The sequence below is a fragment of the Simplicispira metamorpha genome (genome assembly GCF_004341365.1).
Classification (GTDB): Bacteria; Pseudomonadota; Gammaproteobacteria; order Burkholderiales; family Burkholderiaceae_C; genus Simplicispira; species Simplicispira metamorpha.
Genome location: NZ_SLXH01000004.1, coordinates 161,553 through 179,761 on the forward strand (window position 1 = coordinate 161,553; position 18,209 = coordinate 179,761).

Here is an 18,209-nt window from a genome sequence, read left to right on the forward strand (position 1 = left end):
AACCAGTCCCTGTGTGATCCAGAGTACGGAAAAAGGTGGGTTCGGAAGGCACTGCCAAGGATTGCAGTGAAATCACCTTGACGTGTAGCCTGGCTACGCTGGCTAGCGTAGCCAGCGTAGCCAAGTAGCAAGGGGTAAAGATTAATTTTTGAGCGGCTCCGACATGCCTATGTTGGAGCCATCAAGGTACGCACGAGGTGCTTACTGGGGAGCAGTTGGAGACGGCAGTTGCTACTGCACTTTAGGGCTGGACTGAACTGGCAGGCGGTTCCCACCGCGAGGCGGGAGCGTCAAGCGCACGATGGTGGTGACGTTGCTGGCCTCTTTTTCTGACATGCCCAATTGCGCAATCAGCCAGTCCTTCCACTGCCCAGTCTCAAACGTCCTCACCTCTTGTAGCTGGTTTGCCAAGTTTTCCAACAAGGTGGCTAACTTCTTCGGAATACCATCGCCTGTGTATAGGGCAGGCTTTTTGGATCGCCGTCCATATGAAGGCGTGGGAAAAATCAGCCCAACGGCATACCCGCGCAAAGTTTCGCCCTGCCACCTGGCCGGGTCTTTTGTTTGCAAGGCGTTGTGCAAATCCCGGCTCAACTGCTCTCGCTGTGCGCTGGGAGTGTTTTTTGTCAGGACTTGCTTTATGTCATCACGGTGCTCATTGAACACATCCAAAAGCTGTCCCAGTTGCACGGAAATGTGCTGCCCCGAAGTTGGTAAATGCTTGGGGGTTGGCTTTGGCTGGGTCAGCGATTGCCTGAGTTTGGCCTCATCCTCAGGCCTCACCCGCAGTTCGCTGAGCTTAATCAGCACACCCGGTGAGCACTGGATGTCTTCAGAAAAGCGCCACTTTTGTACCTCGCTAACCGGGTGATTCGATACATCGAAGACTGTAAAGCGTGGTAGAGCGATGAAGCATTGATCTGGCATTGACCAATCACGCGCATCCTTATCGTGTTGCAACAACACGGGGAGCGTTTGCCTGTGGAGATGAGACGACGATGCAGCTACTGATTCTTGTCCGGGCTTATGAGGCAAGACCCACGCCGCATCAGCTGATGTAAGCGGCGTTTTACTAACCGGACATGCAAGCAGTTCTATGCAGATGGCCTCGTCCAGTTCGATCCCCTGCACATCGGGCCGATGTACTACCGTACTCTTGATAACCTGGTATCTCGTGTCGGGAAAGTGAGGCGTGACAAACACATGCCAATCACGGCGCAAAGGTAACACTGGGAAGATTCGGGCCTTGAGCATTTTTTGCAGCACCTGTGCAGCGCTGCTGAGACCCAATTCCTGCGCTAATTCTTCCAGTGTCACGTAGCTAAGTAACAGGCTCATGTAAGGTGGGAATCAAAGGTTGGATGATTGACGTTGCTGCGCCGCAGCCTTCAGCGCAGCTTAGCTGAACTCAAAGCAGTCCTCCCACACCCTTGAACTTCTCCACAAACGCAGCAATTTTTTGAAAAACGGTCTGCTTTTTGGTGAGGTACTGCGGGTTCAGCGGACTCATCTTTGGCAGCACGGCGTTCAACTCCGTACCGTTGTCGCTGGCAAAATCTCGCTTGAGGGAGCTGGTGATGTAGCGTTTAGCCGCATCGGCATTGAGCTTTTCCTCATCAATCAAGGCTTGTGCTTCGCGCTGTAGCTCGGCCTGAGCAAACTGAAAAAACGCTTCAATCACACTGGCCTTGTCACCAATTTGATCCAGGTTGGTCTGGTGGATAAAGTCCACCACCAGCCCTTCTTTGGCACGGTTGCCCAAACTGGCACGGATCACGCGGCGTACGTCCTCCACCAGGGTCGCTTTGTCTTTGAGCTTTTTGTGGTTCTCAAAAATCAATCCCAGGATGTAGTCCAGATTAATCTCTTGGGATTTGAGCAAATCCACCTCAAACACCACATCGCTCCAGTCAACGGTAGAGGCAGCCTTGTCTTCGCCCTGCTTCTGCCCGCGCAGCCAGTCGCGCACGTCGTTGTAGGTGGAGCGGTAGTCCTGCACCTTGCGCTCAGGCGGGAGGGTGACGGCTTGCAGCGCTTGCAAATCCTCATCGCCCAGGTGGTGCTTGGTCTGGAACGCTTCTACCGCAGCAGGATCGTTCAGATCCACCTCCTGTAAAGCCTTCAGGCTGGCAAACTCATCGTAGTTTTGCAGCACGTTTTCTATGCGCAGATACTCGCCAAACAGCTTGGCAAAGGCTTTTTTGTCAGCCTCTTTCTCGATGGCGGCAGGGTCAGGAAAGCGCTCTTCCAGCTCTTTAACCACCTCCACAAAGCCACGCCTTGCAGCACCGGTCGCCACGTCGGTAAAGCCCTCCATGTACTCCTTGTAGCTCTTCTCCAGCACGACGTTCTTGGTGTTCTTGTCACCAAACAGCGTGATGGCATCCACCGTGGCCTGTTCCAGGTCACGGAAGGTGACGATGTTGCCAAAGGTCTTGGTGGCGTCGTAAATGCGGTTGGTGCGTGAGTACGCCTGCATCAAGCCGTGAAAGCGCAGGTTCTTGTCCACAAACAAAGTGTTGAGCGTGGGGGCATCAAAGCCCGTCAAGAACATGCCCACCACAATCAGCAAGTCGATCTCTTTGGCTTTGACCTGCTTGGCCAGATCGCGGTAGTAATTCTGAAAGCCGTTGCTGTCCACGCTGAAGTTAGTTTTGAACAGCGCGTTGTAGTCCGCAATCGCTGCATCCAAAAACTCCTTGGCGCTGGTGTTCATGGCCGACACTTCAAAGCTCTCGTCTTGAATGTCGCCAATCGCATCCTGCTCTTCGTTGGCAGCAAACGAGAAGATGGTCGCCACGCGCAGCGGCTTATCACTGTCCTTTTGCAGCGCTTTGAAGCACTCGTAGTACAGCTTGGCTGCATCCACGCTGCTGACCGCAAACATGGCGTTGAAACCCTTGGCACCAGGCAGCAGGCGGTGGGTTTTTTGGCGGTAGTGGTTCAGGATGTATTGCGTTATCTCGCTGATGCGGTCGGGGTGCAGCAGGGCTTGCTTGTTCTCGGCAGCACTGAGCTTTTTCTCATCCTGCTCGCTTTCTATCGCCTTGAACTTGGGGCGCACATCGTTGTAGTCCACCTTGAACTTCAGCACCTTCTCATCACGGATCGCATCGGTGATGACATAAGAGTGCAGCTCACGGCCAAACACGCTGGCCGTGGTTTCTGCCCCCAGGGCATTGCCCTTGCGAATGAGTTGACCGTTCTCAATCACATCGCCAAAAATAGGCGTGCCAGTAAAACCAAACTGATAGAACTTCTTGAACTTCTTCTTCAAATTTTTCTGTGCTTCACCAAACTGGCTGCGGTGGCACTCATCAAAAATAAACACTACCTGCTTGCTATAAATGGGCAGGTCGGTTTCACCCTTGATCAGGTTGTTGAGCTTTTGGATGGTGGTGACAATGATCTTGTTGTCATCCTTTTCCAAGTTGCGCTTGAGTCCTGCTGTGCTGTCAGAGCCATTGACGCTGTCGGGAGAAAACCGCTGGTACTCCTTCATGGTCTGGTAATCCAGATCCTTGCGATCCACCACAAAAAACACCTTGTCGATGAACTCCAGCTCGGTCGCCAGCCGTGCCGCCTTGAAGCTGGTCAGTGTCTTACCTGAGCCTGTGGTGTGCCAAATAAAGCCACCGCTTTCCGTGGTGCTACAGCTCTTACCCTCATAGCTGCTTTTGATCTTCCACAAAATGCGTTCGGTAGCGGCAATTTGGTAGGGACGCATCACCAGCAGCGTGTCACTGACATCGAACACCGCGTAATGCAGCAGCACATTGAGCAAGGTGTGCTTTTGGAAGAACGTCGCGGTGAAGTCCTTTAAGTCCTTGATCAGGCTGTTGTCCGACTTCGCCCAGTTCATGGTGAAGTCAAAGCTGTTCTTATTGCGCTTGGTGGTGTTGGCAAAGTAGCGGCTGTCCGTGCCATTGGAAATCACAAACAGCTGTAGGTACTTGAACAGGGAGTTATCGCTGTTAAAGCTCTCCTTGCTGTAGCGGTGTACCTGGTTGAAGGCTTCGCGAATGGCTACGCCGCGTTTCTTCAACTCCACCTGCACCATCGGTAAACCGTTGACCAAAATCGTCACGTCATAGCGGTTGGCGTGGCTGCCTTTTTGCTCAAACTGCTTGATCACCTGCACCTTGTTGCGGGCAATGTGCTTTTTGTCGAACAGGTAAATGTTCTGGATGTGACCATCGTCAAACACAAAGTCATGAACATAGTCGTCATGCACCTTGCGCGTCTTGTCCACGATGCCTTCGCTGGAGGTATCCAGCCAAGTCTTCACAAAGCGATCCCACTCGGCATCGGCAAACTGCATGTGGTTGAGCAGCTGCAACTGCACACGCACATTGGCCAGCAGCTTCTCTGGCGTGTTCAGACTGGGGGAAAACTCATAGCCCTGGTTTACCAAATCTTGAATCAGCTCGCGCTCAAGGGCATCTTCGCTTTGGTAGCCCTCTGCCGATTTCCACTCGGGGGTGTACTTGTCGAGAACAATGAAGTTGTTGGATTCCGCAATGGTCTTGTAGTCTGGCATGGGCGTTCTCTGGATGTAGCCTCACAAAAAATTTCGCTTGAATTTTTCGTGGTTTTCGATGTTGTTGTGCATATCTGCCACATCCCAGATTTGCAGCTCCCACGGAAAATAAAAATTGCTTCTGTTTTTAAAATACACATGCAAACCGCGATAACCGGCCTTGTCGCGCAGATACCAGTTTTTTAGGCTTAATTCATCTTGCCAGTCGTCCAGCAGGCTCATGACGACATCAATTTCAGCGGCGGTCAAAATAATGCGGGCACCAAAAACATCGTTTAACCAATTGTTGACGGGATATTGGTCTTCGCGGCTGGCGTAGCGCTCTATTTTGTCGTCAATGCTTTCGCGGGTTTTAACACGATAGAAGTATTTGATGTCAATGTCTGCGGTCATCAAATAATCGTTAATGCACTCGTGCAGGGTCAAGCGGTAGCGATAAATGTGCGGGGCAGGCACATGTGCAATAGTTCTGGAAAGGTTGATTTTTTCTATTCTCCCAGTTTCAAAATAATCAAGTGAAAATTCGTGGTGCAAACGATTGATTTCACTGACCAACTGCTGTACTTTGTTGATTTTTTCCATTTTATGATTTCTGATGCGAGTAACCATACTTACTCTTCAAGTGATCAAGCAACAGTTTGACCGTGGCTTGCTCCGCTGGCGTGGGCTGTGCAACGGCCTCGTTGGACAGCGTGCTGTGGCTGGTGAAATTGATGATGCGGCTGTAGTAAAGCTGCTTGTCATTTGGCAACAGCTCTGACCACTTCGGGTAGCCCAAGAAGCTGGCGGTCTTCTCGTAGAGGTTGCGCAGCAGCGTGAAGTGGTAGCGTTCCACCTTCTGATCGGCAATCGCCTGCTCGATAGTCTGCAATAGGTGCAGATGGTGGGAAAAGCTCTTGTTGGAGTCGCCGGACTTTTCCGTCAGCGTGAAGCTGCCGTCTTCCAGGCGTTCCAGCATGTAGCAGGCTTTGTTGCTGAACTCGTTGAACAGCACGTTGTAGAACAGCGGGCTGTGCGTGGTGATGATGAACTTGAGATCCGTGGACTGGCTGGATTTGATCAACCCCGCCAGGTTGACAGCCAGCTCGATCAAGTGGTTTTCATCCAGTGAACTGACCGGGTCATCAATGAAAACGTACTCCAGCTTGTTGAAGTCATCCGTGGAGCGGTTTTCGGTTTCGACGATGTTCAGTTCAGAAATCAACTGCTCTAATAGCGCATTGAAAACGCTCCAGATGAAATTGCTTTCTTCGCCTTTAGAGATTTTGATGTGCGGCTCCGGCTGTTCGTTGCCGCGTTCAAATGAAAAACTGACTGACGAAAAGTCGTTGCTGAAATGCGGCATCAACTTGTCGCTGGTGTAGCCCTGAAAGGTGGTGGTGATGCTCTGGTCTTGGCCTTGTTCTTCTAGCACCCACCGGGTGAAGGCGTTGGGCTGGATGATCAACTTGGGTTCAACATCCCGCTCCAGATCGTTCTGCCAATAGAACAAATCTTCCGTGAAGGCGCTGTAGTAGAGAACCCTCTTGTCTGCCAAATCAGAGGCCTGAGCTTCTTCGCCCCCCGCCTTTGGTGCCATCAACTCCTTGAAGGCCCGCGACAGGCGCGTCTTGCCCGTGCCGTTGAAGGCGTAAATCAGTTGCACCTTCTTGTTGGCATCTCTGAGCTGCTCGGCAATGGCGGACAGCGTTTTGTTCATGTCAGGAGGCTACCTCTTCAGGCTTCGGGAAGCTCAGCAGAAGATCGCGGTAATGCTCGTATTGCTTCTGACGCAACTCCATTTCGCGGGGCAAGCCTTCCGTAATTGAGTTGGTCAGGGCGTCAAATTTGTCGAGGATGGCGACGATGCGGGCTTGTTCCGCGTAGGAAGGAACGGGCACGGGAAACCCAACCAAATCCTTTTTGTTTAATGCTGGCACTCCCGTCATATTCGCAAGCCCTACGATCTCCTGCGTTGCATTGGCCATGACGTGATACAGAAAGCGGGTCGAAAGCGTCTCACTCGTGCTGCGGATTCTGTAGCAGAGGGGGCCACACCAAAAACGATCAGTTTGATATCCAACATATCCAATGCCGCCTTGCCCACGTGAAGGTGTTGTAATCGTATTCGGCTCGGTGTTGTACGCGGACACATAACCTGATGGTGTTGTTCCTGCATTAACAAAAGCGTATTCGCCTGGCTCATTTTCAACCGGAGCCTGCCCCACGCCAATGCTGCACAGATCCCCCAGCGTCTTCCACTCCACCTCCCCATCTTCAAAACTCAACAACTTATCACGGTAGTAGTTGTATTGTTTTTTGCGAGCGGTAAGCTCAGCGGTAAGCTCAGCGGTAAGCTCAGCGGTATGAGCGGTCATTGCGTCCAGAATACGGACGATTTCCGCTTGGGTTTCCAGCGATTTTTTTTGGTTTTCTGGGCAGGGAATCGGAATTAATATCTCTAAGATTTCACTAGTCCGCAATGCGGGTATGCCCGCACCGTGCTTTTTGCCAGTTAATCGCTCTTGGTTTAGCTTCAAAAGATAATAAACATATCGATTCGCAACTGCTTCGATGTTTGGCAGCACAACATAGCAATGCGCATTAGCGTAGAACTTTGAAGTGACGAAATTAACAAATCCCGCAGACGCACCACCCTGGCTTATTATAATTTTGTTCTCGGTGTAATTGAATGTGTCGGTAAATCCGGAATGCGCCCCCCCCCCGTTGTAAGCGGGGTAAAGTCCATCTTCAGATAGCAATTCCTTATTTAGCTGGCGGCCTTTTTCCAATTTGATCACCTCCCCCAGCGCCCTCCACTCCACCGCAACGCCATCCAGCAGCTTCTCCAAAAAATTCACGCTACTCATGCTTCCAACTCCTGGCCTTCAATCTCTGCCACGATGGCATCAATCTCCGCACGCAGCTGGGTAATCTTGGCCACCGTGGTTCTCAATTCGGCATTGAGCTGTGCAATGTCCACCACTTCGCGGGTGTCCTTGGTCTCGACATAGCTGCTGACCGACAGGTTGTAGTCGTTGGCGGCAATCTTTTCCAGGGACACCGATTGGGCAAAGTGCTCCACGTTGGCCTTGCTGTCAAACACGGCCATGATTTGTTCCATGTGCTCATCGAGCAGCACGTTGTTGTTGGTCTCTTTTTTGAACAGACCGCTGGCGTCAATGAACTGGGTCGTGGTGTCTTTCTTGCTCTTGGACAACACCAGAATGTTCACGGCAATGGTGGTGCCAAAGAACAGATTGGGTGCCAGCGCAATCACGCTTTCCACATAGTTGTTGTCGATCAGGTACTTGCGGATTTTTTGCTCCGCACCACCCCGGTAAAAGATGCCGGGGAAGCACACAATCGCTGCCCTCCCCTTGCTGGACAGGTAGCTCAGCGCGTGCATCACAAAGGCCATGTCCGCCTTGGACTTGGGGGCCAACACCCCGGCAGGGGCAAAGCGGTCGTCGTTGATCAGCGTGGGGTCATCGCTGCCAATCCATTTCACTGAATACGGTGGGTTGGAAACGATGGCATCAAACGGATCGTCGTAGGCAAACTTGGGGTCTTCCAGCGTGTCGCCCAACTCGATGTTGAACTTGTCGTAGTTCACATCGTGCAAAAACATGTTCATCCGCGCCAGGTTGTACGTGGTGTGGTTCAGTTCTTGCCCAAAAAAACCGTCTTCAATAATGTGCGCATCAAAGTGTTTTTTGGCTTGCAACAGCAGCGATCCAGATCCGCAGGCCGGGTCGTAGATCTTGTTGACGCTGGTTTGCTTGTGCATGGCCAACTGTGCAATCAGCTTGGACACATGCTGGGGCGTGAAGAACTCACCACCCGACTTGCCGGCATTGGCTGCGTAGTTGGAGATCAGGAACTCATACGCATCGCCAAACAGGTCAATCTGGTTGTCGCCAAACTCACCAAAATTCAGCTCTGCCACGCCTTTGAGCACCGCCGCCAAGCGCTTGTTTTTATCGGCAACAGTGTTGCCCAGGCGGTTGCTGGTGGTGTCAAAGTCAGCAAACAGCCCTTTGATGTCCAGCTCTGATGGATAGCCGTTGGCAGATGCTTCAATGGACTTGAAGATCTCTGCCAGATCCGTGTTCAGGCTTTCGTTGGTGTTCGCCGTAGCCGCCACATTCGCGAACAGCTGGCTGGGGTAGATGAAGTAGCCCTTGGTCTTGATGGCATCGTCACGAATGTCTTGCGTGATGACCGCATCGCTCAGGGTGGCGTAGTCCACGGTGTCATCACCGCCTTCAATGTAGCTGGCGAAGTTTTCGCTGATGAAGCGGTAGAACAGTGTGCCCAGGACGTATTGCTTGAAGTCCCATCCGTCTACGGCACCACGAACCTCGTTGGCAATGCCCCAAATGCGGCGTTGCAGTTCTGCGCGTTGTTGAGAGCTGGTCATGTTGTTGATTTCTTGGAGAGGGCAGGCATAGCTGAGGCTTCTCGCGCATGCTGCATGTGAAAAGTGCAATGGGCATTTTGCATGACCAAACGCCTTGGGATGCGTGTCTCAAATACGTCCGGCCATGGAACACATACTGGTGCTCAGGGGGATGCTCCACGGCAAGGGTACTTTGTGAACAATCGCCTGCTACAGCACTGTAAGGTTTTGACTGGTATAAGTGGCGATGACCCAGGGAGGATCACAATGAATCAATCTCTAATGAGCGAAGAGTCCATGCAACGTATGGAAGCCCGCATTCCCGAGTTGGCGGGCAGTGCGTTCAAGCTGGCCTACTGGCAAGCCCTGACTATCAGCGGCAAGGTGATGGAGGCTCGGAACGGTGAATTGGTTGAAACCACTGCCGAGGGGGCTGTGCATGTGATCCGCAGCATCGCCAAACCAACATCTGTACGGTTAGGTGAGAAGCGTGTGCGGGCACGCAAGGCATGAATGCGCCTGTTCCTCGCCTGCGCATGTTTGCTGGCCCGAATGGCTCGGGCAAAAGCACCATCAAGGAAGTGCTTCCATCGCAATGGCTGGGTGTTTACATCAATGCAGACGAAATTGAAAAAACCGTTCGTGCTGATAGCTGCTTGAATTTAGCGACGTTTGAAGTCAAGACTGATACGCAAGAGCTGCAAGCGTTCTTACAGGCATCAAGCTTGCTGAAGAAAGCTGGGCTTTTGGCCCAAGTCTCGCAGTTGACCCTGGTTGACGGGTGTGTGGTGTTTGGCCCTGTGGTGGTCAATTCCTATTGGGCATCGGTGTTGGCCGACTTTATTCGGCACAAGCTGTTGGCACTGAAGGTATCTTTCACGTTTGAAACGGTGATGTCATCGCCTGACAAAGTGGCGTTTTTGCAGAAAGCGCAGCAGGCAGGCTATCGCACCTACTTGTACTTTGTGGCTACGGAGGATGCAGACATCAATGTGTCGCGGGTCAAGTACCGTGTGCAAGTTGGTGGGCATCCAGTCGCTGAGGACAAGATTCGCAGCCGCTATGTGCGCTCGCTAGAGCTGTTGCCAAAGGCTGTGGCGCATGCTGACCGGGCGTATATCTTCGACAACTCAGGGGCTGAACGGGTGTGGGTGGCTGAAGTGACCGATGGCCTAGAAATAGAGATGAAAACTGACGAAATGCCAGCCTGGTTCAAAGTGGCGTTGTGGGATCAATTTGAGTAAAACGTGGATTTATCTGAGTATTCGCTGCAAATCCACCGGACGTTCGCACGACAAAACCACCACCGATTCGCATGCCAAGCTCACCAGCGATTTGCATTCAATACCGCCAATTTAGTGTGATGAAACCACGCAGAACTTATCTACTAGGTTAAAGCTAATAGTGGCGCAAATGTCGCAAAACGCCTCATTCCAGTCGTCAGCCAAAAAATGGTTGAGAGACTGCATTGCAGCGATTGCTGCCCATCGAGTTCTCGACATGGATGACTGATCTTTGCTGAGCAGCAGTCCTTCATTACAAGAGAATAGCAGTACGCCATCAAGGAAACCCTGGTCGATTCAATTCATGCCAAAGCTGAGTCGTAGCGGTAAACTGATCGCGTCTACTCTCGGCGTGTCTCAGCAATGAAGTCTGACCAACTTTGGACGCATTTTTCAGCAAGATCTAAAGCGTCGACGGCTCCGGTAGCGGTGTGGATCGTGTACCTGGCTTGCAAAAGCTCACCTCCAGATGATCCAGATAGCCAAAGGGATGACTTGTACTCTTTTCCCGAGAAATCTGGTTGACCTCCACTCCGAGGAGGTTTGGTGAGCTTGCAGTGCTTTACGCCATTGCATATGTCTGCACATAGCTTCAAGTAGGTAGATTCCGATATGAACTCATCAACCTGTCTCGCCCGCACTGGTGCGACTTCTGCGTGGATCAGCCAATCACGCACGTGATAGCAGTGCATAAAGAATGACAGGACATCGTCCTCATAGGTTTGCCTTGTGTTCCCGTCGTTGAAAACCCCGGCATATATGTCGCGAAGCCGCTGAAGATATCGCCGCGTACGCTCAAGTTGCGTCAATACTTTCTCCGTTTGGAATTTACAGGATGCCGGAGTGTAGTGGACACAAGGAAAAATTAGGAGATTTTGGCATTCCGTTGATAACCTGTTTTTGGATACAGCGGTATGGAACGGGGGATGGCGTCGAAAGCATAATCACTTGGATAAGTGAAAACAATATAAAGGAGGGAAGGATTGGAACACGAGTATTCAGTTCTCGGAGGGCTGAACCGTGCTGCGATCGGTAAGTATCTCAGCATCGCAGCATCAGCGATCGCGGCGAGTCTAGGGACGCTCGCCACTTGGCTAATTGACTTAGCTAAGCGGATTGGCATTGCGGAGCATGTCCCTGCCCTAGTGCTGTGGCCTTTGACCGCCGGATTGATCTACATGGGTTTGTACTGGATCTTTGAGTCACGCATCTGGAAGTGGGGCAGGTTATCCGATTTGCTTAAGGTCCCTGATCTCTCAGGGACTTGGGACTGCCAAGGGGAGACCTTAAGCGAAGGGGGATCGGCCTGGGTGGGCGAAGTGACGATTGTCCAGAGTTGGGACAAGCTGCGTGTTCGCCTCAAGACCGGTCAATCCGGTTCTAACAGCGTAGCTGCGGCACTGGTTTTTGATCAAGCCGATGGAGGATTCCGGCTCCTGTACAACTACAAGAACGAGCCAAGAATCGGTGAGGCCGAATTGAAAGCCCACCGAGGGTCAGCGGAGCTTATGTTTGCGTCTGACCTCCAAAGTGCTGAAGGCGAGTACTTCAATGGTCACGGGCGCTACACATACGGCACGATGAAACTGACACGTAGGGGGAAGCATGGCAATTGATATCGACAAGCGCTTAAAGTCATTGCACGAGCGGCGAATGGGAACAGACCGAATCGCCGACTTGACACTTGATTCGGCGACGCAGGTGATCACAAAAAGTTTGACTCAGGAGTCATATGCGAAGAGAGCCACAGCTCAGAAGCATACGAAATACGCTTTAGGGGCAATGCAGGCAGTGGACTCTGACTACACGCGCATCAGCCTAGAAGAGGCAGACCGGGTAAAGGATCAATTGAAGAGAGGATTGGATCGAAAATCGATCTCGACCGAGTTCCGCCTCCAAGGTTCTGTCGCGTTGAATATCCACATTCGTGGAGTAAGTGATGTTGACTTGCTCGTGCTGGATGGGCGCTACATCCACTATGAACATAACGGGCAAAAAGCCATGTCGGGCGGGTACACCAGCCCTGTAACCTACAACACGCTACAGGCGCTGATCCAACTCCGTAGTGAATCTGAATCGATCCTCGACACAGCTTTCCCCGCTGCCAAAGTTGAGAAAGGCGGAGCAAAAGCGATCAAGATTTCAGGTGGATCACTGCGCCGTCCAGTTGATGTCGTTCCGTCAAACTGGTTTGACACGGCTGCCTATCAGCGCAGTTTCGCTGAAGTCGACCGTGGCGTACATATCCTCAACAAGCACGTGCCCGAGCGTGTTCTCAACATGCCCTTCAAGCACATTCAGCAGATCAATGATAGAGATAAGCCATCCATTGGCGGCTTGAAGAAGGCCATTCGTCTCTGCAAGAACGTGAAAGCCGACGCCGAGAGTGATGGGACGAATATCGAACTGTCCAGCTATGACATTGCCTCAGCCCTTTGGCATGCAGACATGGCGGCGCTCACAGTGGGTGTAGCAAATGAGCTGGCCATTTTGGCCGAGGTAACGCGCTTCTTGGACGATCTAGTCCGGCGCCCGAACTACGCTCGCACGCTGCGAGTGCCTGATGATTCGCGTTATGTTTTCGACAGCGAGACGAAGATCGAGGGTCTTCAGTTGCTGTCGCTCGAAATGGATGATCTATCAGGACGTGTAGCCCGGGAGCAATCCAAGGCACCGTGGCTCTGGCACACACCGAGTACTGGGCTAGTGTTTGAAGAACTGAGAAAGGCGTACGTGCCCGGCTGAATCGCGCCTTCAGTCCAAATGAAAGCTTTGAGGTGTAACGTGGATCTGCACGGAACATTCAGTGCAATGACTGCTTTGGGCGTCAGCAGCCATTGACCATGCTGAGTTGACCGACTGCATCAAGCCTGAAGCAGCCTCCGACCGCACAGCGGCCAAAGACCGCTATCCGATAGCAGCCATCACAGAAACACCAGTACAGTGGCTCAATTGCGCCGGAGCTAGCTATCAGCTACGTCAGCGTTCACAGGTCGGCCAGCCGTAGGCTCAGGTCATCAGGCAGGCGCAGAGAGACGTGCATGATGTGCTCAATTTCTTTTGAGATACATGTATTGCACTATGGTGGCGCCACTCGCAAAAAGTCCCCCAAGAGGCTTGGACGGCTTCACTTTTTCTCGGTCAATATATATTTTTGATGCCGGGATCGAAGCGCTTCGGCAAGCTTCAAATACCGAATTTCAGATAGGCTCCACCTAAAAAACCCGCTCAACCAGAGCGGGTTCATCCCAGTCATCACGCTGCCATCAAGAAACAATCAAATACTGACTGCGCTCTTGGCCATCAATCCATTTTGGAGCCTTGCCACGGCCTGTCCAAGTATCGCCAGTGGTGGGATTGCGGTATTTCGCCGCCACAGTCTTTCGAACCTTTGATGTAGGCAAATTGCTCGACGAGCGTGAACCACCAAAAATATCACGCTCCGTCAAATCGAATTCAGCAATAAGTTCACGAATTATCGACATCGCAGCACCGACCTCTTCCCGTCGAGCTGCTTCAATCTCCGCATCCAGTGCAGCCTTTTTTTCCAACAATTCCTTGTATGTACTCATCACTAAACCCTTTGGTTAAATTATTGATACAGTAGATTATACATATCAGACAAAAAATTGCATCACATCTGGAGGGTATAGCGGGATGGGGTTGTACGCCTTGAAATCAATTCATGTAAAAAATACCCATGAACTACCTCAGCAACCACCGTAATTCTTTTTTCCATTTTCATTAATCGTATACGTGCCACCACGTGGCCCTGTGTAGCAAGTTGGGGCCACTGAATTACCTGTAGATTCATGAGAGTTTGTGGTTTCGCTTTGATTAATTTTTCTATCAGTTTCTTCTTTAAGAATTACACCTGGCAAGAACTCGATCCCTACTCTTTGAACAAGCTCTTGATATGAAATCGGTGCATTCATGCGGGCGTCATTCTTGTTCTCTATCCAATATGCAAAAGCTTTTTGTTCTTTTTGATCGTAGACAAGTTTGTATAAGTGGGTTGGCACCCAAACTTTTCCCAACCCTATTGCATTAGCTGGCCCATTCTTAAAAACTGGGCCTGTAAAAACAAATAGATCACCAGCAGCGCGCATCGCATACTGTCGCACAGACCTTTCTACGGCATTGCGCCAAGTCACTTGGTTGTTATCTGGAGCTTGCGGAACCATATTCGCTAATGAAAAACTCTGCGCCATCGCATTTGGTGTCGGCATATCTCCCGCTGGCGCCATGTGACCTCGGTCGTAAGTGCTGCCTTTGTAATCTTCAAGTTGTGCGCGCTCAGCAATAGGCAATCGCGCTTCAGGATAAAAACGGTCACTTCGCTTTTCATCTCTGGCATCTTGGATACGCGCACGGTTTATTTTTTCTACTGAATAGAGTGGTGTCTTGCTCTGCCCAGAGTGCATGATTGCAAAAGATTCAAAACACAAATCACGCAGTTTTTGTTCTGGGCGCACAGTCTCAATTTTTGGTACAACCCGGTTCGGGAAGTAGTCCAGGCAAGCGGTGAAATCTGCTGCATTAGCTAAAAAAGCCTGTAGCGCTATGGTGGCGATAGTAATATTTTTGAACATTTATTTTTTACAAGGAAAGTTGTTCTTCATCATAGCCCGGATAACTTAAGACTCGATGTAGTTCGGCAATGTCTTAGACAGGATATGGCGCAACTGCTCATACCAAAGACGATGACTGCTTAAAAAGTTTTTCATTACTGAGTCATGTTTTGTAAATAAATTATTTATTAAAACCAAAAAATATAACCAAGATTTTCATGGAGACAGGCTCAGCAGCAATCTAAGGAGAATCTGCAAAACATTGACAGCGAGCCATTTTAAAAGCACGAACCAGACACGCGCACGATCTACGAATAAGCGGCCTCACCAGCTCGATTCCAAAAAATTTCAGCCATATATCATTTATTTGAAGTTGGGCCATCCACTTCACGCGCCTTGCGCTCTGGCTACCTGGTTTTTGCCATCGCCAGCGCTTCTGTCTTTCCCCCTCCCCCTTCAGTCGCTTCATTTGCCACTTGGCTGACCTCTTGCAGGTCGGCCAGACCTTATGCCGCCTGAGACGTTCTCAACCCCACCAAGGGCCTCCAATGCGAGGCCCTTTCCTTTTTGAAAGAGGTTTGTTCCATGCACACCGAATGTCCCCATCCCTGCTGGCTGTGAGGGTCACACCATGCACTACCGCTTTGAATCCAGAGTCGCTGGCATTCCCTGCCTGATCGAGGTAACCCATTACGCCCCGGCAGTAGAGGCTTATCGCCAAGGTCATCCCGATGACTGGATGCCGGGTGAACCGGCTGAATTGGAGTTCCAGGTATGCGACCGCCAAGGCCGCATGGCCAGCTGGCTAGAACGCAAGTTGACCGAGGGCGAATCCGAGCGCATTGCAGCACAAGCATGCAGCTTGCTCGAACAGTCTTGGCGCTCACTCTAGGAGCAGCCATGTCTGATTGCTTTCCGGGGCGACTTCCCCCGCCGTGGCCTGTGGATCTACCCCGACCTTTGCCTTTTCCTTTCCCCTGGCCCCGTTGCTTTGTCTTCGGGGCTTTTTTGCTTTTGGAGGTTTCTATGAACGGTATTTCTCTCTACACACGCGCCCCCGTGGTGCAGCAGGCACTGAACCTGTTGTTGTGCGAGGTGCGTGAAGCCGATGCCTTGGCATCCCCAGATGCGGTGCGCGATTACTTGCACCTGCTTTTGGCGGATCGCCCGCATGAGGTTTTCACGGTGGTGTTTCTGGACGCCCAGCACCGGGTACTGGAGGCCGTGGAGATGTTTCGCGGCAGCTTGACCCAGACCTCGGTGTATCCGCGCGAAGTCGTCATTGAAGCCCTGGCACGCCAGGCTGCCTCGGTGATCTTGGCCCACAACCATCCCAGTGGGCATCCAGAGCCATCGCAGGCCGACCAGGCACTGACCCGGTCGCTCCAGTTGGCACTGGCGATGGTGGATGTGCGGGTGCTCGACCACTTTGTGGTGACGCGCTCGACGGTACTGAGCTTTGCCGAACGGGGGTTGATGTAGGGCTGGCTGGTCGCGTCTCTGATTCGTTTTCTCTGGTTCGTTTTTTCCATTTCCATTTTCAAAGGAGCTTTGATGTCTCGTTGTCCTTTCTGTGATTCTTCTCGTGTGACTGCCCGCCACCTGGCCCGCAAGGTGGGCAGTGGCGTAGGCACGCTGGCCGGTGCTGCCAGTGGCGCAGCAGGCGCCCTGCGGGGTGCCCAGCTGGGTGCTGCGGTGGGCATCGTGGCTGGCCCCGTGGGCTCTGCACTGGGCACCGTTGCGGGAGCGGTATTGGGTGGCTTGTTCGGTGGCGCCCTGGGCTGTGAGGTCGGCTCACGGGTCGGCAGTGCAGTCGATGACAACTTGCTGCACAACCGCGAATGCCTCGATTGCGGCCATACGTTCAGTCTGTGAGCTGGCTTTCCTGCTCTGCTTTCTTCGGTTTTTCTTCTGTTTCTGTTTTTCCGTGCGCAGGGTTCTTTGGCTGTCTTTGGATGGCGGATGGACTGCGCGCCATTACTTTTTGATTTGGAGTTTTCCCATGGCACATCTTGTTGAACAAATGGCTTACGTCGGTGACACCCCTTGGCATCAACTGGGCCACCAGTTGCCTGCCAAGCAGCCTATTGAAGTGTGGGCGCGTGAAGCGGGTATGGACTGGAGCATCTGCGAAACCCCTGTGCGCTATCTGGCGGAACAGGACGGTTCGCTGGGCTCGATCATGGCGTTTGATGACCAGAAGGTGTTGTACCGCAGCGATACCAAGGCGCCGTTGTCTGTGGTCTCGGGGCGCTACCGGGTGGTGCAGCCCCAGGAGGTGCTGGAGTTCTACCGGGATCTGACGGAAGTGTCTGGTTATGAGCTGGAGACTGCCGGGGTGCTCAAGGCGGGTAAGAAGTTCTGGGCACTGGCACGCACCGGCAAGGAGGTGGCGCTCAAGGGCAATGATCTGGTCAAAGGCTATTTGCTGCTGGCCACGTCGTGCGATGGCACGCTGGCCACCACGGCCACGCCAACCACGATCCGGGTGGTGTGTAACAACACCTTGTCGATTGCCTTGAATGGTGCGCAAAGCGCTATCAAGGTGCCCCACAGCACCAATTTTGATGCCCAGGCGGTCAAACGCCAGTTGGGCATTGCGGTGTCGCAATGGGACAGTTTCATGTACAGCATGAAGACGCTGTCCGAGCGCAAGGTCAAGAGCCATGAATCCATGAACTACTTCCTGAAGGTGCTGTGCCAGACGGATGCACACACCCCTGCCGATACGGCCCTGACCAATGAGCGTGCCCTTAAAAAGGTGCAGGCCATGTATGAGGGCCATGGACGCGGTGCAGAGCTGGCAGCGGCCAAAGGCACGGCCTGGGGTTTGCTGTCAGCAGTGACGGAGTTTGTTGACCATGAACGCCGGGCGCGCAGCCAGGAATACCGGCTCGATAGCGCCTGGTTTGGCCAAGGCAATGCGCTCAAGCAACGGGCACTGGAACATGCCTTGCAATTGGCTTGCTGAGTGCTCATTACAACCTGTGTCATCTACATGCCGCAGGCTTTTACTAACCAGGTAAAAACCTGCGCACTGGTGCTACAGGGCAAAGGAACGCTCTTACTGGCTCAAACAGTCAGAACTTCTATGAAGTAGTGCCATGGCCGTTCGGATTCACCTCTAGGCTGTCTTGGGGTGGCCTCAGCAGAGTCCAGACCTCCACATCCAACGCCTGCGCAAAAAGCTCGATATTTGACAGCGACACATTCCAGCGAGAGCGCTCAACGGCAGAGACATAAGTTCTGTCCAAGTCGCATTCCAGGGCAAGGCGCTCTTGTGACCAGCCTTTGTCTGTGCGTCGTAAGCGTAACCAGTAGGCGAGTACATCACGCAAGTTATTAATTAGAAACAAAACGACTTGAAATATTTCTGATTACCCGGATGTTGTCTTGATGAAACTGACCGACATGAGAAAGCTCAGTCCTGCGGC

Annotated in this window: 17 protein-coding genes; 8 read left to right on the forward strand and 9 right to left on the reverse strand. The window is 52.2% G+C overall.

Annotated features, from left to right (window positions below):
- Positions 1 to 231: 231 nt before the first annotated feature.
- The 6 genes from EV674_RS03675 to EV674_RS03700 form a co-directional block, all read right to left on the reverse strand.
- On the reverse strand, positions 232 to 1,338 hold the full coding sequence (locus EV674_RS03675; RefSeq protein ID WP_132750357.1) for a hypothetical protein: 1,107 nt from the start codon (positions 1,336 to 1,338) through the stop codon (positions 232 to 234).
- Positions 1,339 to 1,408: 70 nt separating this feature from the next.
- Positions 1,409 to 4,540, reverse strand: a complete 3,132-nt coding sequence (locus EV674_RS03680; protein WP_119012027.1) for a type I restriction endonuclease subunit R — start codon at positions 4,538 to 4,540, stop codon at positions 1,409 to 1,411.
- 21 nt (positions 4,541 to 4,561) lie between these two features.
- On the reverse strand, positions 4,562 to 5,122 hold the full coding sequence (locus tag EV674_RS03685; RefSeq protein WP_119012028.1) for a nucleotidyltransferase family protein: 561 nt from the start codon (positions 5,120 to 5,122) through the stop codon (positions 4,562 to 4,564).
- A 1-nt stretch (position 5,123) separates the two neighbouring features.
- The gene (locus EV674_RS03690) at positions 5,124 to 6,239 is read right to left on the reverse strand and encodes an ATP-binding protein (protein WP_119012029.1); all 1,116 of its coding nucleotides are present in this window, start codon (positions 6,237 to 6,239) and stop codon (positions 5,124 to 5,126) included.
- 1 nt (position 6,240) lies between these two features.
- Positions 6,241 to 7,389, reverse strand: a complete 1,149-nt coding sequence (locus EV674_RS03695; RefSeq protein WP_119012030.1) for a restriction endonuclease subunit S — start codon at positions 7,387 to 7,389, stop codon at positions 6,241 to 6,243.
- Positions 7,386 to 8,942, reverse strand: coding sequence for a type I restriction-modification system subunit M (locus tag EV674_RS03700; protein ID WP_119012031.1), 1,557 nt, complete (start codon positions 8,940 to 8,942; stop codon positions 7,386 to 7,388). The genes EV674_RS03695 and EV674_RS03700 overlap by 4 nt, the downstream gene beginning before the upstream one ends.
- Before the next feature lie 246 nt (positions 8,943 to 9,188).
- Between EV674_RS03700 and EV674_RS03705 the strand changes: the two genes are divergently transcribed.
- From EV674_RS03705 to EV674_RS03720, 4 genes are all read left to right on the forward strand, one after another.
- Positions 9,189 to 9,434 carry a hypothetical protein gene (locus EV674_RS03705; RefSeq protein WP_241524861.1) on the forward strand — a complete coding sequence of 82 codons (246 nt, stop codon included), beginning with the start codon at positions 9,189 to 9,191 and terminating at the stop codon, positions 9,432 to 9,434.
- Entirely contained in the window at positions 9,431 to 10,165 is a 735-nt protein-coding gene (locus EV674_RS03710) for an ATPase (RefSeq protein WP_119012032.1), read from the forward strand. Before EV674_RS03705 ends, EV674_RS03710 begins: the two co-directional genes overlap by 4 nt.
- A 1,022-nt stretch (positions 10,166 to 11,187) precedes the next feature.
- Positions 11,188 to 11,820 (forward strand): Cap15 family cyclic dinucleotide receptor domain-containing protein, encoded by a 633-nt coding sequence (locus EV674_RS03715; RefSeq protein ID WP_119012033.1) that lies wholly within the window; start codon positions 11,188 to 11,190, stop codon positions 11,818 to 11,820.
- Complete coding sequence (locus tag EV674_RS03720; RefSeq protein WP_132750358.1) at positions 11,810 to 12,949, forward strand: nucleotidyltransferase-like protein; 1,140 nt, start codon at positions 11,810 to 11,812, stop codon at positions 12,947 to 12,949. Before EV674_RS03715 ends, EV674_RS03720 begins: the two co-directional genes overlap by 11 nt.
- A gap of 521 nt (positions 12,950 to 13,470) precedes the next feature.
- Here the strand turns inward: EV674_RS03720 and EV674_RS03725 are convergent.
- Positions 13,471 to 13,776 (reverse strand): H-NS histone family protein, encoded by a 306-nt coding sequence (locus EV674_RS03725; protein WP_306418957.1) that lies wholly within the window; start codon positions 13,774 to 13,776, stop codon positions 13,471 to 13,473.
- A gap of 138 nt (positions 13,777 to 13,914) precedes the next feature.
- A complete protein-coding gene (locus tag EV674_RS03730) occupies positions 13,915 to 14,796 on the reverse strand; it encodes a DNA/RNA non-specific endonuclease (protein ID WP_119012036.1) in 882 nt (293 codons plus the stop codon).
- A gap of 610 nt (positions 14,797 to 15,406) precedes the next feature.
- On the opposite strand from EV674_RS03730, the gene EV674_RS03735 reads away from it, so the two are divergent.
- From EV674_RS03735 to EV674_RS03750, 4 genes are all read left to right on the forward strand, one after another.
- A complete protein-coding gene (locus EV674_RS03735) occupies positions 15,407 to 15,667 on the forward strand; it encodes a hypothetical protein (RefSeq protein WP_119012037.1) in 261 nt (86 codons plus the stop codon).
- Between the two features lie 134 nt (positions 15,668 to 15,801).
- Positions 15,802 to 16,257, forward strand: coding sequence for a RadC family protein (radC, locus tag EV674_RS03740; RefSeq protein ID WP_119012038.1), 456 nt, complete (start codon positions 15,802 to 15,804; stop codon positions 16,255 to 16,257).
- A gap of 105 nt (positions 16,258 to 16,362) precedes the next feature.
- Entirely contained in the window at positions 16,363 to 16,650 is a 288-nt protein-coding gene (locus EV674_RS03745; RefSeq protein ID WP_241524862.1) for a hypothetical protein, read from the forward strand.
- Between the two features lie 127 nt (positions 16,651 to 16,777).
- Positions 16,778 to 17,746 (forward strand): DUF932 domain-containing protein, encoded by a 969-nt coding sequence (locus EV674_RS03750; protein WP_119012040.1) that lies wholly within the window; start codon positions 16,778 to 16,780, stop codon positions 17,744 to 17,746.
- A gap of 118 nt (positions 17,747 to 17,864) precedes the next feature.
- On the opposite strand, the gene EV674_RS03755 is transcribed toward EV674_RS03750, so the two are convergent.
- Entirely contained in the window at positions 17,865 to 18,131 is a 267-nt protein-coding gene (locus tag EV674_RS03755) for a helix-turn-helix domain-containing protein (RefSeq protein WP_119012041.1), read from the reverse strand.
- Positions 18,132 to 18,209 lie beyond the last annotated feature (78 nt).

Bases quoted from the DNA above. Each gene is read 5' to 3' on its own strand.
- EV674_RS03675 (WP_132750357.1), bottom strand. From the start codon at position 1,338: ATGAGCCTGTTACTTAGCTACGTGACACTGGAAGAATTAGCGCAGGAA.
- EV674_RS03680 (WP_119012027.1), bottom strand. From the start codon at position 4,540: ATGCCAGACTACAAGACCATTGCGGAATCCAACAACTTCATTGTTCTC.
- EV674_RS03685 (WP_119012028.1), bottom strand. From the start codon at position 5,122: ATGGAAAAAATCAACAAAGTACAGCAGTTGGTCAGTGAAATCAATCGT.
- EV674_RS03690 (WP_119012029.1), bottom strand. From the start codon at position 6,239: ATGAACAAAACGCTGTCCGCCATTGCCGAGCAGCTCAGAGATGCCAAC.
- EV674_RS03695 (WP_119012030.1), bottom strand. From the start codon at position 7,389: ATGAGTAGCGTGAATTTTTTGGAGAAGCTGCTGGATGGCGTTGCGGTG.
- EV674_RS03700 (WP_119012031.1), bottom strand. From the start codon at position 8,942: ATGACCAGCTCTCAACAACGCGCAGAACTGCAACGCCGCATTTGGGGC.
- EV674_RS03705 (WP_241524861.1), top strand. From the start codon at position 9,189: ATGAATCAATCTCTAATGAGCGAAGAGTCCATGCAACGTATGGAAGCC.
- EV674_RS03710 (WP_119012032.1), top strand. From the start codon at position 9,431: ATGAATGCGCCTGTTCCTCGCCTGCGCATGTTTGCTGGCCCGAATGGC.
- EV674_RS03720 (WP_132750358.1), top strand. From the start codon at position 11,810: ATGGCAATTGATATCGACAAGCGCTTAAAGTCATTGCACGAGCGGCGA.
- EV674_RS03725 (WP_306418957.1), bottom strand. From the start codon at position 13,776: ATGAGTACATACAAGGAATTGTTGGAAAAAAAGGCTGCACTGGATGCG.
- EV674_RS03730 (WP_119012036.1), bottom strand. From the start codon at position 14,796: ATGTTCAAAAATATTACTATCGCCACCATAGCGCTACAGGCTTTTTTA.
- EV674_RS03735 (WP_119012037.1), top strand. From the start codon at position 15,407: ATGCACTACCGCTTTGAATCCAGAGTCGCTGGCATTCCCTGCCTGATC.
- radC (WP_119012038.1), top strand. From the start codon at position 15,802: ATGAACGGTATTTCTCTCTACACACGCGCCCCCGTGGTGCAGCAGGCA.
- EV674_RS03750 (WP_119012040.1), top strand. From the start codon at position 16,778: ATGGCACATCTTGTTGAACAAATGGCTTACGTCGGTGACACCCCTTGG.